At 57.5% G+C, this 13,296-nt stretch carries 11 protein-coding genes and 2 riboswitches; of the genes, 5 read left to right on the forward strand and 6 right to left on the reverse strand.

All coding sequences use genetic code 11. The annotated features are described in order from the left end of the window. From E5201_RS12730 to E5201_RS12740, 3 genes are all read right to left on the reverse strand, one after another. A complete protein-coding gene (locus E5201_RS12730) occupies positions 1–1,821 on the reverse strand; it encodes an aminopeptidase P family protein (RefSeq protein ID WP_140986628.1) in 1,821 nt (606 codons plus the stop codon). Between the two features lie 14 nt (positions 1,822–1,835). Next, the gene (locus E5201_RS12735; RefSeq protein WP_140986630.1) at positions 1,836–2,765 is read right to left on the reverse strand and encodes an SHOCT domain-containing protein; all 930 of its coding nucleotides are present in this window, start codon (positions 2,763–2,765) and stop codon (positions 1,836–1,838) included. 79 nt (positions 2,766–2,844) lie between these two features. Next, positions 2,845–3,714 carry a 50S ribosomal protein L11 methyltransferase gene (locus tag E5201_RS12740; RefSeq protein WP_140986632.1) on the reverse strand — a complete coding sequence of 290 codons (870 nt, stop codon included), beginning with the start codon at positions 3,712–3,714 and terminating at the stop codon, positions 2,845–2,847. A 91-nt stretch (positions 3,715–3,805) separates the two neighbouring features. Between E5201_RS12740 and E5201_RS12745 the strand changes: the two genes are divergently transcribed. From E5201_RS12745 to E5201_RS12755, 3 genes are all read left to right on the forward strand, one after another. Beyond that, on the forward strand, positions 3,806–4,702 hold the full coding sequence (locus tag E5201_RS12745; RefSeq protein WP_140986634.1) for a hypothetical protein: 897 nt from the start codon (positions 3,806–3,808) through the stop codon (positions 4,700–4,702). Positions 4,703–4,950: 248 nt separating this feature from the next. Next, positions 4,951–6,345, forward strand: coding sequence for a class II fumarate hydratase (gene fumC, locus E5201_RS12750; RefSeq protein WP_140986859.1), 1,395 nt, complete (start codon positions 4,951–4,953; stop codon positions 6,343–6,345). A 60-nt stretch (positions 6,346–6,405) separates the two neighbouring features. Next, positions 6,406–6,469: riboswitch (guanidine-III (ykkC-III) riboswitch) on the forward strand. A 23-nt stretch (positions 6,470–6,492) separates the two neighbouring features. Continuing rightward, positions 6,493–6,816, forward strand: coding sequence for a DMT family transporter (locus E5201_RS12755; RefSeq protein ID WP_140986636.1), 324 nt, complete (start codon positions 6,493–6,495; stop codon positions 6,814–6,816). An 11-nt stretch (positions 6,817–6,827) separates the two neighbouring features. On the opposite strand, the gene E5201_RS12760 is transcribed toward E5201_RS12755, so the two are convergent. Then, positions 6,828–8,030, reverse strand: coding sequence for a polysaccharide biosynthesis protein (locus E5201_RS12760; RefSeq protein ID WP_140986638.1), 1,203 nt, complete (start codon positions 8,028–8,030; stop codon positions 6,828–6,830). A gap of 416 nt (positions 8,031–8,446) precedes the next feature. Then, positions 8,447–10,315, reverse strand: a complete 1,869-nt coding sequence (locus E5201_RS12765; protein WP_140986640.1) for a TonB-dependent receptor plug domain-containing protein — start codon at positions 10,313–10,315, stop codon at positions 8,447–8,449. Positions 10,316–10,442: 127 nt separating this feature from the next. Then, positions 10,443–10,629: riboswitch (cobalamin riboswitch) on the reverse strand. 208 nt (positions 10,630–10,837) lie between these two features. Between E5201_RS12765 and E5201_RS12770 the strand changes: the two genes are divergently transcribed. Next, the gene (locus E5201_RS12770) at positions 10,838–11,548 is read left to right on the forward strand and encodes a DUF1013 domain-containing protein (protein ID WP_140986642.1); all 711 of its coding nucleotides are present in this window, start codon (positions 10,838–10,840) and stop codon (positions 11,546–11,548) included. Positions 11,549–11,708: 160 nt separating this feature from the next. On the opposite strand, the gene E5201_RS12775 is transcribed toward E5201_RS12770, so the two are convergent. Further along, complete coding sequence (locus tag E5201_RS12775; RefSeq protein ID WP_140986645.1) at positions 11,709–12,371, reverse strand: Fe2+-dependent dioxygenase; 663 nt, start codon at positions 12,369–12,371, stop codon at positions 11,709–11,711. A 118-nt stretch (positions 12,372–12,489) separates the two neighbouring features. On the opposite strand from E5201_RS12775, the gene E5201_RS12780 reads away from it, so the two are divergent. Then, complete coding sequence (locus tag E5201_RS12780) at positions 12,490–13,263, forward strand: hypothetical protein (protein ID WP_140986647.1); 774 nt, start codon at positions 12,490–12,492, stop codon at positions 13,261–13,263. Positions 13,264–13,296: the final 33 nt, after the last annotated feature.

Genomic DNA, 13,296 nt, shown 5'->3' on the forward strand with positions numbered 1-13,296 from the left:
CTATAACGGCTGGCAAACCACAGCCAGCCAGTCGCGTACCTCAGGGCGCACCAGCGGGCCGGTCAGGCGTAACACCTCGGCATGATAGGCATCCATATAGGCGCGTTCAGCGGGCGACAGCAGGGTCACATCGATCAGATTGCGGTCAATGGGGGCCCAGGTCAGGTTTTTGAACCCGAGCATGGGGCGTTCGCCGCCGGTGTCGGGTTCGGTGACATATTGCAGGTTCTCGATGCGGATGCCGAAGGCGTTTTCGCGGTAATAGCCCGGTTCGTTTGAGACGATCATGCCGGGTTTGAGGGCATAGGCATTCAACGCCTTACTGATGCGCTGAGGGCCTTCGTGTACCCCGAGATAGACGCCGACGCCGTGGCCCGTACCGTGGTCATAATCATAGCCTTCGGCCCACAGATATTGCCGCGCCAGTGCATCCAGATGCGTGCCGGTTGTCCCTTGTGGGAAGCGGGCCGTGGCCAGAGCAATGTGACCTTTGAGCACCAGTGTGAACATGTGTTTCTGTTCAGTTGCAGGAGTACCTATGGCCACGGTACGGGTGATGTCGGTGGTGCCATCGAGATACTGCGCACCGGAATCGACCAGCATCAGATTGCCGTGGCTGAGGCGCAGATTTGTGTCATCGGTGACGCGGTAATGCACGACCGCCCCATTGGGACCGAAGCCGGAAATGGTGTCAAAGCTCAGGTCTTTGAGTTTGCCGGTAGCGAGGCGTAAGGATTCGAGTTTTTGCGCGACCTCGATTTCAGTCGGCAGGGTGGCGGTGGCTTCGGTCGACAGCCAGAAAAGAAACTCGGCCATTACCGCGCCGTCACGGATATGGGCGGCGGTGGTATTTTTAATCTCAGTGGCGTTCTTGCAAGCACGCGGCAGGGTGCAGGGGTCTTCGCCGCTGATGACATTGGCACCCGCCTGACCGAGCGCGTCAAACCAGCTGGCGGCGGACAGATGGGCGTCGATCAGCACCGACTGACCGGACAGGGCGGCGAAGGCTTCTGTCATTTGGTCAGGGTTCAGGAGGCGTACCTGATTGCCGAGCCAGATTTCGAGGCCGTCTGTGACCTTAGAGGGTTCAAGGAACAGGTCGGCGCGGCCATCGGCATAGAGTAAGCCCTGCGCCAGCGGCAGGGGCGAGCGGATGACATCGCCGCCACGAATATTGAACAGCCAGGCAATTGAGGACGGGGCGGTAATCAGGGCGGCAACCACACCCTGACGGGTGAGGTCTGCGGCCAGTTCGGCGCGTTTGTCGGCACTTGCGGCACCAGCATATTCAAGCGGATAGGGCACGACGGGGGCGGCAGGCTGGGTAGGGCGGGCCTCACCCCATGCCATGTCGAGCGGGTTGGGGGTGACGGCCTTGAGGGTAATGCCGGACATATGGGCGGCGGCCTGAAAATCGAACAGGGCTCTGGGGCTGTGCAGGCGGGCGTCATAGCCGATGACAAGGCCCGAAGGCAGGGCCGCAAGCGTGTCAGCCACCGCGGTGGCGCTATAGTCGGCTACGGTGAACAGGGCCGGATCGGTCTGGATGCGCGATTGCAGGGTGTAGCGCCCGTCAGCAAACAGGATGGCCTGATCCATCAGGATCAGGGCTGCGCCTGCCGAACCGGTAAAGCCCGATACCCACGCCAGACGTTCGTTGGCATCGGGCAGATATTCGTTCTGATGCTCGTCTTCATGCGGGATGATGAAGCCGTCCAGACCGGTTGACCTTAGTTGCGCACGCAAGGCGGCGACATGGTTGGCGCCCTGCGCTGGTGTGGTTGTGGCGTGATAGGTCTGGAAATGCGTGTCGGCAGGCATGGGATCGGGGCTTTTTAACAGGTTTGCATCGAGGATGTGGCCCCCTGAATAACATATTGGTTGCCCTTACGGATATAGCGGTCTGTGAAGGTGCGCGTTCCCTTGTAATTGACATCGAAGGAGGTGTTTTTCACCACATTGGTGATTTCGCCTTCAATCTCTTCAGCATTGGTTTCCACGGCTCCGCCATTACTGTAGCCAATGGGCACGGTGCCCAGCGCTACCGGCCCGTTAGGCGTCAGTTCCGTCAGTGTGAGCCAGTGACAGCTATAGCCCTGCCATGTGCCGCCGCCTTCGGTTTCCAGCACCGGATAGGGCGCGAGATCGTCACGGATGTCAGTGTCGGCCACCTGACCGAAGCTGCCGCTTTCGACCGCAGGTACGTAGCTGCGGATCAGCATGAAGCCGTCATTTTGCGGGTTGAGATAATGGACGGCGACCTTGCCGCTGCTGACGTGGCCGGCATTTTCCACGCTGCCTTCGCTGATAAGGATTGAGGCAAAGCCGGTTTTGACCAGATGTTTGGGCGCATAGACCACGGTTTCTTCACCACTGGAGACGAAGCTGGGCGGTGAGCCGAAGACAGCTTCGGTAGCCTTTTTCATTTCGTCGTCAGCCGAAGCCACAGGCGGGGCAAGGGTGGTGCCGTCTATGCCATCGGCTGAGGATGTAGGCAGACCGTCGGGAGCGATTTCCGCAGGTCTGTCCCGATTAAGCAGATACCACCCACCGGCCACCGCTGTGGCCAGAACCAGCAGGCTGACCAAAAGCACGCCGGAACCGCCGCGCTTTGCTGGTGGTGGTGCAGGCGGCGGGGGCAGATTAAGCAGGCGGGCCTTTTCGCGTTCGAACTCTTCGTCACTGAGAGTGCCGTCACGGTGCAGGGCCGCCAGCCGTTCGAGTGCGTCCAGATGTGTCTGTTCGTCCAGAGGGGGCTGGCTCATGACTAAATCTTCCTTCCCGGCGGGATGAGACAGAAAATCCAGTCATACCTTGTCGTAAATAAAATACGGATAAGGAAAATCAGCCGTTTCGTTTCATCACCAGCGTACACCAGGCATCGCGATGGATGCGGCGGATAACGCGGAAGCCTTTGGAGAGATAGGCAGCCTTGACGAAGCGTTCCTGTGTACGCAGGAGGCCCGAAAGGATGACAATGCCGCCCGGCTTAAGGGACGTCTTGATCGACTGTGACAGGCTGACGAGCGGGCGCGCCAGAATATTGGCGAACACCAGATCATAGGGGGCGCGCTGACGTACATCCTTGTGGTTCAGACCATTGGCCCAGACGAAACGCGCATTCGAAGTATTCAGTTTGGCGTTTTCGTTGGAAATGCGCACGCTCACCGGATCGATGTCGGTGCCGACAGCGTATGTGGTGCCGGTCTTTGAAGCCGCAATCGCCAGAACGCCGGTGCCTGCGCCGACATCCAGAACGCGCTCAAAGCGATACTTTTTCAGCAGTTCATCATAGGCCTGAAGGCAGCCAACGGTCGTGCCGTGGTGACCGGTACCAAAGGCGGCGCCGGCTTCGATGCGCAGATTGACCGTGCTCTGGGGTTTTTTGCCGCGATCATGGATGCCGTACACGAAGAATCTACCGGCGCGTACCGGCGGCAGGCCGGACAGGGCCATGCTCAGCCAGTCGGCATCGGCAAGTGTGTCGGCGTTTACCGTAAGCTCTGAATAATTCTTAAGAACTTCCTGTAATTGGTGGTCTTCCTCTTCGGTGGTGGGGAAGGCATCAATACGCCAGATATTGCGGTCTTCGTCCTCTTCGAGGATCGAATAGGTCACGCCTTCGAGCAAAATATCGTCGTCGATAGCCTCGGCAGCGGTTTCTGCCACTTGGCGCGGGCCTTTTGCTATGATTTGTTGTGGATTATATGTCATGCTGATCTGCGGTATTTTCCGATTCGATGTGACGAGTGATTAATACGGTCTTTAAGCGTGCGCGCGCCGCGCGCCAATGGGAAAGTGGAAGATGGCTACTGAGAAAAAGACAAAAACGACGGCAGCGTCTGATATTGCCGCTGATGCGGGCGTAAAAAAGACGATTGCACGCAAAACCGCTGCGGCACAAAAAGCCGTTGATACGGCCGCAACCAAGGCCAAAAAGACGGTCGCCAAGACAGCCACCAAGGCTGAGGCCGGTGTGAAGGCAACCGCAACCAAGGCAACCCGCACCGTCAAAGCTGCCGCGACGACCGCTAAAAAGACAGCGGTTAAGGCCGAAAAGGACGTGAAGACAGTGGCAAAGGCTGCGGTCAAGGAAACAAAGGCCACAGCCAGCAAGGTCAAGGCGGAAGCCACCAAGACAGCCAAGGCCGTCACGACCCGCGCCAGGACGGCAACCGCTAAGGCGGCGCCGGCAAAGCTTGCGGCGGTGGAAGCGACTGAGGCCAAGGCTAAAAGCGCGGCTGTGCGCAAGAAGGCCGAGACCGCAGTGGCCTCGGCAAAGGTAAAGATCAACGAGGCCGTTGAAGCAGCCAAGCCCGCGATCAAGGATGCGCGCAAGAAGGCTGAGACGGCTGTGGCGGCGGCAAAGGATCGGATCGATGATGCGGTTGAAGCGGCAAAGCCCGCCATCAGTGAGGCCAAGGTCAAGGCTGAAGGGGTCATTGAAGCCGCCAAGGATAAGCTGGATGACGCCGTAAAAGCGGCAAGGGACGCCGGTGACAAGGCGGCGGACGCTATCGATGAGGCCAGAGATAAGGCCGAAGACGCTATTCAGGCGGCCAAGGTTCGCGCCGGTGCGACCATCGAGGCGGTTAAGGATCGCGCTGAAGATACAGTTGAGGCTGCTCAGGCCGAGGTGCGCAAGGCACAGGGCGAGGCCAAAAAGGGCGGCTTCTTTAGCTGGCTGTTTGGCCGCAAATAGGCCTTAGGGCTTAAATTATTCGAACGCCGGTTTGAGAAGGCTCAGACCGGCGTTTTTTTGTCCCTAAAGGGTGAAACGGCAGGAAAGTCGTTGCACTTTTTTCGTGGATGTTTCACTGACAGGATCGAAATTCATAGGGGGGAGTTTCCATGTTCGGCTGGTTATTCGGCAAGACGAAACGCAAGTCGAAAACGACGGTCCCTGACGGGACGGTTATGGAAGCTCCCGTACAAGCGGAGCCGCCCAAGATGACGAAAACCACACGTACCGAAACCGATACCTTTGGCCCGATCGAGGTCGATGATACAAAATACTGGGGCGCACAGGCCCAGCGTTCGCTCGGTAATTTTAAAATCGGCTGGGAAAAGCAGCCTTTGCCGGTGGTACGGGCCTTGGGCATCGTGAAACGGGCGGCGGCCGAAACCAATCTGGCGCTGGGTAAGCTCGATGCGACAGTTGCCGGTGCCATTGTTCAGGCGGCCAACGAAGTTATCGAAGGCAAGCTGGATGAACACTTTCCGCTGGTCGTCTGGCAGACCGGTTCGGGCACACAGTCGAACATGAATGCCAATGAGGTTATTTCGAACCGCGCCATTGAAATTCTGGGGGGCGAAAAGGGCACGAAAAAGCCTGTGCACCCCAACGATCACGTCAATATGTCGCAATCGTCGAACGACACCTATCCGACAGCCATGCATGTCGCCTGTGCCGAGGAGATTGTGCACCGTCTGCTGCCGGCGCTGCAAACCCTGCGCAATGCCCTGAATGACAAGGCCGAAGCATGGAAAGCGATTATCAAGATCGGCCGTACCCATACGCAGGACGCCACGCCCCTGACGCTGGGTCAGGAATTTTCCGGCTACACGCAGCAACTGACCAATGGTCTTGAGCGTATTGAGCAGACTCTGCCCAAGCTGATGCAACTGGCGCAGGGCGGCACGGCGGTCGGTACGGGCCTTAATGCGCCTGTTGGTTTTGCCGAAGGTGTGGCTGATCGTATTGCGGCGATTACTGGCCTTAAGTTCACCACGGCACCCAACAAGTTCGAGGCGCTTGCGGCGCATGATGCCATGGTCTTCTCGCACGGGGCGATCAATACGGTGGCGGCTTCGCTGTTCAAGATCGCCAATGACATCCGTTTCCTCGGTTCCGGCCCGCGTGCCGGTCTGGGGGAACTGGCTCTGCCGGAAAACGAGCCTGGTTCATCGATCATGCCGGGTAAGGTCAATCCGACCCAGTGTGAAGCCCTGACACAGGTTTGTGTGCAGGTGTTCGGCAACCATGCCGCCCTGACCTTTGCCGGTTCGCAGGGGCATTTTGAACTGAACGTTTTTAATCCGGTCATGGCCTATAATTTCCTGCAATCGGTACGTTTGCTGGCTGACGCGGCGGTGTCATTCACGGAAAACTGTGTGGTCGGTATTGAACCGCGTATCGAAAATATTCAGAAGGGCGTTGAAAATTCGCTGATGCTGGTCACGGCGCTCAATGGCCGTCTGGGCTATGATGCCTGTGCGAAAATCGCCAAGACCGCCCACAAGAACGGCACCACCCTGCGTGACGAAGCTGTCGGCGGTGGTTACCTGACCAACGAAGAGTTCGACCAGTACGTGCGTCCTGAGAACATGGTCTCTCCGGGTTAATCAAACCCATTATAATCGGGCCCCTGTCGTCTAACGGCAGGGGCTTTTTTTATGGTTTTCAGTTTGCTATAAGCCCGCTACCCGACGAGACGCGCCGTACCGGGTTAAGACAAGACGACGCTTTGTTTTAACCAATGGAGCGTTACCATGCCCTTAGCCTGGGTCTTTCTCGGCATTGCCGGTCTTCTTGAAATCTGTTGGGCCGTTGGCCTTAAATATACCGAAGGCTTTACCAAGCCCTTGCCGTCACTGTTTGTGCTTGTGACCCTTGCGGCCAGTATGTTTTTGCTGGCCAAGGCGGCGGAAACCCTGCCGATTGGCACAGCCTATGCCATATGGGTCGGTATAGGTGCCATGGGTGCGGCTATATTGGGGATATTCCTGTTCAGCGAACCTGTGACGGCACCGAGACTGTTTTTCCTCGGAATGTTGCTGGTGGCCATTATCGGTCTTAAGGCCACCGCCGCCTGATTGCGATACGGTTACGCCGGTACCAGTAATGGTGCCGGCGTTTCATTACTGGGCTGATCACGCAGGGATTTTACGAAGGCAAAGACCTGTGCCTTGACGATTTCATCTTCGCCGCGTTCGGCCAGAAGATAAAGCTCGGCCATGGCGGTTGGTGACAGTTGCAGGCTCATATTCTGATTGACGACTTTGAAAATGCCGGGGCGCAGCGGCGCACGGATTTCGTTGTCATCGACAAGGGCTTCGGTAATCTTCTCGCCATCACGTAAGCCCGTCAGGACGATTTTGATATCTTTGTTAGGCCTCAGGCCGTACAGCCGGATCATGCGTTTGGCCAGATCACAGATCTTGATCGGCGAGCCCATTTCCAGAATATACAGGTTCGATTTTTCTTCGGGGTGTGAGGCGTTGTGACGTGCCGCCGTCATCACCAGTTGCACAGCCTCGGCAATGGTCATGAAGAAACGCTCAACCTTTGGGTCGGTCAGGGTGATGGGGCCGCCGCGCTCAATCTGTGAACGAAACAGAGGCACAACCGAGCCGGTCGAGCCCAGCACATTGCCAAAACGCACGACGCAGGCCTGATTGGATGAGCCGAGTTGCGTCGAGATCAGATGTTCAGCCAGACGCTTGGTCGCGCCCATCATGCTGGCGGGGGCCACAGCCTTATCGGAAGAAATCAGCACCAGCTGTTTTACTTTGGCGGCCTTGGCGGCATCGATGACATATTGCGTGCCCATGACATTGGTCAGAACACCCTCAGAGGGGTTAAGCTCAACCATCGGCACGTGTTTCAGGGCGGCGGCATGGAAAATGACGTCCGGCTTTTGCTCAACGAAAATAGCCTCAAGGCGGGCCTTGCGGCGGATCGAGCAGAGTATCGGCAACAGGGGGGCATCAGGAAATTCGTAACGCAGCGCTTTTTCGACGTCATAAAGCGCCAGTTCCGAATGGTCGATCAGGACAATGCGCGCGGCCCCCAGCGACAGGGCCTGACGGGCGATTTCGGAGCCAATGGAGCCGCCGGCACCGGTAACAAGGATCGATTTGCCCGCATAAAATTGCTTCAGACCATCCTTGTCCAGCTCCACCTGAGGGCGGTGCAGAAGGCGTTTATAGGATAGGGAATCATTAGGGTCGGCCAGAGACAGGGTCACGGATTTACGGCCGATGAACGGCAGTTTGGCAACGAAGCGTAAGAACTTATAGTTATTCAATGGTTTGTAAATCCGACAACGCCAAACCTTACTTCGGCCTATAGTTATAGATTAACGTGTATCGGGGTATTGCCACAACCCTTTTTCCTCACGCAGATGTGTTTAAATCCACGGATTAATATAAAAAATAAATAAGATAGGTGGGTGCGGGCAAAAAAAGACCGCAGACGAGGAATGGGGGACACGTCTGCGGTCGGGACCAGTTTTTCACTTGGAGCAGAGCCAGAGCTCTCACTCAGGATACACAGATAAACTTGGGACAGGACTGCCTGAATTTATCTGTATGGGGTCATGAACGATCGGGAAGAGTCAGGGGCGTCCGGACCGTCCATAAGACCGTGTTATATTATTTTTACGTGCGCATTGATCAAAATCAACCTGTGGTGATTTTATAGCTTTGCGCATGGTTTTCAATTTTAAAACAGGTCGGCGCGCAGGCCGAGCCACAGACGACGGCCCGGGACGCTGTAACCACCGGCGGTTTCGTAATCGGCATCGCCCAGATTTTCGACGCGGCCATAGACGGTAATGCGTTCACGGATCTGATAAGCGGCGCGCAAATCAAGCACACCGTAGGGCTTGAGGCGGCGCGTAGAGAAATCCGAATCGCGGGTCGAACCGGCATAGCGCAGGCCGAGGCCGATGTTGAAATCAGGTGTGACAGTATGGGTGATGTCGATATTGCCCAGATGACGCGGACGACGCGGCAAATCGATGTCCGTTACGGCGTCTTTGGCAATCACATGGCTGTAGTTGGCCCGCAGGCGGGTATTGACCGTCAGGTCGCCTTCGAACTCAAGCTCCAGACCTTCGGCTTCGGTGCGGGCGCGGTTGAGGTAATAGCCGCCCCATTCGCCGCGATCATCACACAGGGCGATCGGTGCTTCGTAGCAGTTGACATAGGTGAAGTGGTTCTTCGTTTCGCGTTTGAAGGCCGTCAGGCTGACGCGGGCGCGGCGTGCCGTCATGTAATAGTCCACGCCGATTTCACCGCTTTCGGCTTTTTCGGGCGCAAGGTCAGGGTTACCAGTGTCGGAATAGAGCTGATAGAGGCTTGGGGCATTAAAGCCCTGACCGAAGCTTGCGCGCAGCACCAGATTGTCGGTGGCCAGATAGGAGGCCGAGACGTGGCCAATGGTGTGATCGCCAAAGGTTTCGTGATCGGCGTAGCGCAGGCTGGCGGTCAGATTAAAGGCGTCGGTGAAGTCATGCGAGGCCTGCACAAACAGGCTGTCGATCGAGACGTCCTTGTCCATGACCGGCCCGCCATAGGCCTGATAGGTGGCTTCGGATTGCTCGTGGCTGGCGCCGAACACCAGACGGGTGACATCGCTCAGATGCGCCGTGCCGGTATAGTCGAAGGTGCGTACCTTGCCCTTGCCATTCAGGTTTTCTACGTCTGTACCACTGTAGTCGTGGCGCTCTGAATCGACCTGAGAGAGCGACAGGGCGTGGGTCATATTTGCGCCGGTAAAGCGATAACCAAGGCTATAGACGCTTTCCAGCACATTGCCATAATCAGCCGTATCGCCGAAATTATCATAATCGGAATGGCTGCGGGTGCGCAGGGCGCTGAGGGTTACAGCATGCGCGTCGCTGATGGCGTAACCCAGGCCCAGACGGTACTGGTTCTGGCTGAAGGTGTCGATTTCCGTACCGCTTTTGAGGGCGGACAGATCGGATTCTTTGGTGCGACCGGCGGCAAGGCGCCAGGTCAGTTTGTCCTGCTTGCCGCCAAGGCTCAGGCGGACGGCACCATAATCCTCAAGCCCTTCGAGCGAAAAGCGGCCTTCGAGCGGGCGGGTAACCTGTTTGCTTGACAGGCTGACGACACCGCCCACGGCACCGGAACCCCACAGGGTGGCGAAGGGGCCACGCACGACTTCGATGCGCTCAATGTCGCCCGCAATCAGCAGGCCGGCATTGATATTACCACCGATCTGCGTCGGATCGGCCAGACGTATGCCATCCAGCACATAGATGGTGTGGTCGCTTTCGGCCCCGCGAATTCGCGTCGTGGCCACCGTGCCAAGGCCGCCATTCTGGGCGATGGTCGCCGAAGGGGTGAGGGCCAGAAGTTCAGCGACGTTCAGGGCCTGCTTGTTTTCGATGGTGGCGGCATCCAGTACGGCGACGCTCTGGCCGGTCTTCAGGATAGGTGTCGGGGCGCGGGTGGCGGTGACGATAATCGTCTCTTTCGGGTTTTCTGCCTGATCGGCAAAGGCGACAGGGGCGGCGGCGATCAGAGCGGCGGCGCAAACGGTGCGAAGCAGGGGGTGGGACATAGGTATTTAAGCCTTCAGGCACGAATGGATGTTCATTGCGTGCGGAAAAGCACGCAATGAACGGACATATCGTCTCTGGGGAACAAGCCTTTTAAGCCTATCCACTCTTGCGACTGCCCCGGTCACGCGAAGGACGACAGCAAAGGCAGGTCTCCTGACTTGCGCCTCAGACGTTTCATGTCGCCTTCCCGATGAAGCTCATCAGTGGCCTGTGACAGGAAACTCGGCGTTCACAGTTGCGGGGACAGTGCGGAGATTACATCCGCTTCCCTTTTAAGCCGTATAAATACGGCACCATTTGCACAGGGCTGCGCTTAGGGCAGGGGGCAGACAGGGTCAAGATCGCATAAGGCTGATTTTCAAGGGCTGTGGCGCGAAAGCCTCGCCAGCGCCATCTGCACAGCAAAGGAAAATATCTGGCGAAGGTGTTTCCTTTCGATGGAAATCGATTTATAGCTTTGACCAACATCCCACGCCCGGTCGCAAAGGCCGGGCGTAGCTATTTGTGAAAGACGTCTGAACATGTCTGATATTCTGATGCCTAAGGCTACCGCTGTGTGGCTGGTTGAAAACACATCGCTGACCTTTGAGCAGATCGCCGATTTTTGCGGCATGCACCTGCTTGAGGTTAAAGGCATCGCCGATGGCGAAGTGGCCCGTGATATTCGGGGGGCTGACCCCATTGCTAACGGTCAGTTGACACGCGAAGAGCTTGATAAGGCCGAACAAACCAGTGCCTATCGTATGAAGGCGCAAAAGAGCCGTCATGCGGAACTGCTTAAGCCGGCCAAGAAAGCGCCGCGCTATACGCCCGTGTCACGCCGTCAGGATCGTCCGGACGCCATTTCGTGGTTTGTGAAAAACCACCCCGAAGTGACTGACGCGCAGATTTCCAAGCTTTTGGGCACCACGAAATCAACCATCGAGCAGGTGCGTAACGGTACGCACTGGAACGCCACGAACCTTAAGCCGGTTGATCCGGTGACTCTCGGTCTGGTGTCGCAGATCGAACTTGATGCCGCGGTACGCAAGGCTGCGGACGTGAAGCGCAAGCAGGCTGAAAAGCTCGGCATTCCTTATGAGGATCCATCGCTGAAGCCTGCTGTGACGGTTCAGCCGGTTGACGATGAGGACGATCCCTATGCCCGCAAGTCTGACCTGACGGCTGAGGATGTCTTTGGTTCGGCATTTAACAAGCCGGTAGACAAGGAAGATGAAGACGACGCCTACTAAGGCCGGATCGTTTTCTGACCTAATTTAAACGCCCTTTCCGCCCGCCGGAAAGGGCGTTTTTAGTTAGAATGCGGTGGTGAAGTTGCCCCCTACGGCGCGGACTTACGCCGCGCCACCTCCCCCGTTCGCGCGGCTCACAGGGGAGGAGGTTATAAGATGATCAGGTTTCGCTCCACATGCGCAGCAGATTACCGATGCTTTTCTGCGCCGTGAGGCGGGCAGGGCCTTGGGGGACCGCATTCTGAAGTTGCCACAGGTCAAACAGGATTTCCCGCTGGTCTTCGCGCCGGATAAGGCTCTGGACCCAGCCGACGCAGGCGAGACGCTCGCCTTTGGTGACCGGCGTGACCTGATGAATAAGGCCGGTGCGGTAGATCACCATATCCCCGGCGACAAGGCGGATGTCACGTGTGCCTTCGGGGCCTTCGAGGCTTAAGGCCCCGCCTTCGTAACTTGCCGGATCGGCGAGAAACAGGGTGAAGGACAGGTCGGTGCGCAAAGCATCCCCGTCTTCGTCACGCATCAGGGCGTCATCCGTGTGCAGGCCATAGGCGTCTTCGGCGCCATAGCGTGAAAACAGAAGCTTAGACCAGCGAGCCGGACGGGCATAGTTGGCAAACAAGGGCTGTGCCATCAGTTTTTTGCGCACGAAATCGGCCAGTGCTGCGGTTTTCGGGTTGTCGGCATCGGCCTGCTGATTGGCCTTAACCTGACGGGCGGTGGCACCGGCGCTCAGGCGCCCGTCCCTGAACGGGAGGCCAGACAGGATGTCACGCACCCGCGACAGGTCTTCGGTATCAAGGACAGATTGAATCAGGAGCATGGGAAGCCTGCAAAAGCACTACAATAGTTGAGAATGGCTTGCAAATACAAGCGGGTTCGGATAGGTCTTGCCTATATTCTCATGCCTTGCGTTGTAAGGCCCCTAAAAGGAAATTGCCATGATCGAATTTAAGCCCAAGCTGTGGACGGTCGGCGCTGCCGGTATGATGTTGCTGTCGGTCAGCGCCTGTGGTGACAAGAACACAACCGAGGCCGATGCGACCACAGACGGGACGAATGTGTCGGCGGGTGCGACCAATGACGCCGTTGTGGCCGGTGGTGAAACCGGTGAAGCCGGTGCGGCGACTGCCTATTCGATGATCGCGGCTGAAAATCGTCAGGCGCTGCGTCTCTATCACCTGAAGGGTTTCTTCCTTGTGGCACAGCACATCCTGCCGTCCGAAGGCGAAGAGGCGGCGGGCATTGTGATTCAGCAGGGTCTGCTTGAGGTGCTTGATCCCGAAGAAGCGCCGCTGAAGGCAATCGGTCTGGATGTGGCGGCCCTGCGCAAGGCGGCTGAAACCGGAAAGGCGGCTGATATCCGCAACGCCATCAATGCACTCGATAAGAGCTTTACGACGCGTCCGAAAAACGCCACGCTCGATCGTGACGTGGCCTTTGGTCTGTCGGAACTGACGTCTGGTCTTTATAACGAAGTGGTCACCGATGCCGGTGTGGATGCCACGGAATATCTGCATTCGCTGGGCGCGGCGCTGGCGCTGAAAAACTATATCGACCAGAGCGCCAAACTGACGGCTCTGCGCCCTGATGCGGCGAAACTGATCACCTTCTGGCCGACGACGGTGGCCCCTGAGGACCCTGCCAAGGCCACCGATAAGGCTGAGGTTGTGGCCCATATCAGCCGTATGGAGCTGTCGCTCAACAGCCTGTAAGGATTGAGGTGATGCGAGGGCCGGACAGGAAGC

The sequence above is a fragment of the Asticcacaulis tiandongensis genome (genome assembly GCF_006475605.1).
In the GTDB taxonomy this organism is placed as follows: domain Bacteria; phylum Pseudomonadota; class Alphaproteobacteria; order Caulobacterales; family Caulobacteraceae; genus Asticcacaulis; species Asticcacaulis tiandongensis.

Bases quoted from the DNA above. Each gene is read 5' to 3' on its own strand.
- E5201_RS12755 (WP_140986636.1), top strand. From the start codon at position 6,493: ATGCCCTTAGCCTGGGTCTTTCTCGGCATTGCCGGTCTTCTTGAAATC.
- E5201_RS12765 (WP_140986640.1), bottom strand. From the start codon at position 10,315: ATGTCCCACCCCCTGCTTCGCACCGTTTGCGCCGCCGCTCTGATCGCC.
- E5201_RS12780 (WP_140986647.1), top strand. From the start codon at position 12,490: ATGATCGAATTTAAGCCCAAGCTGTGGACGGTCGGCGCTGCCGGTATG.
- E5201_RS12730 (WP_140986628.1), bottom strand. From the start codon at position 1,821: ATGCCTGCCGACACGCATTTCCAGACCTATCACGCCACAACCACACCA.
- E5201_RS12740 (WP_140986632.1), bottom strand. From the start codon at position 3,714: ATGACATATAATCCACAACAAATCATAGCAAAAGGCCCGCGCCAAGTG.
- E5201_RS12770 (WP_140986642.1), top strand. From the start codon at position 10,838: ATGTCTGATATTCTGATGCCTAAGGCTACCGCTGTGTGGCTGGTTGAA.
- E5201_RS12775 (WP_140986645.1), bottom strand. From the start codon at position 12,371: ATGCTCCTGATTCAATCTGTCCTTGATACCGAAGACCTGTCGCGGGTG.
- E5201_RS12745 (WP_140986634.1), top strand. From the start codon at position 3,806: ATGGCTACTGAGAAAAAGACAAAAACGACGGCAGCGTCTGATATTGCC.
- fumC (WP_140986859.1), top strand. From the start codon at position 4,951: ATGACGAAAACCACACGTACCGAAACCGATACCTTTGGCCCGATCGAG.
- E5201_RS12735 (WP_140986630.1), bottom strand. From the start codon at position 2,765: ATGAGCCAGCCCCCTCTGGACGAACAGACACATCTGGACGCACTCGAA.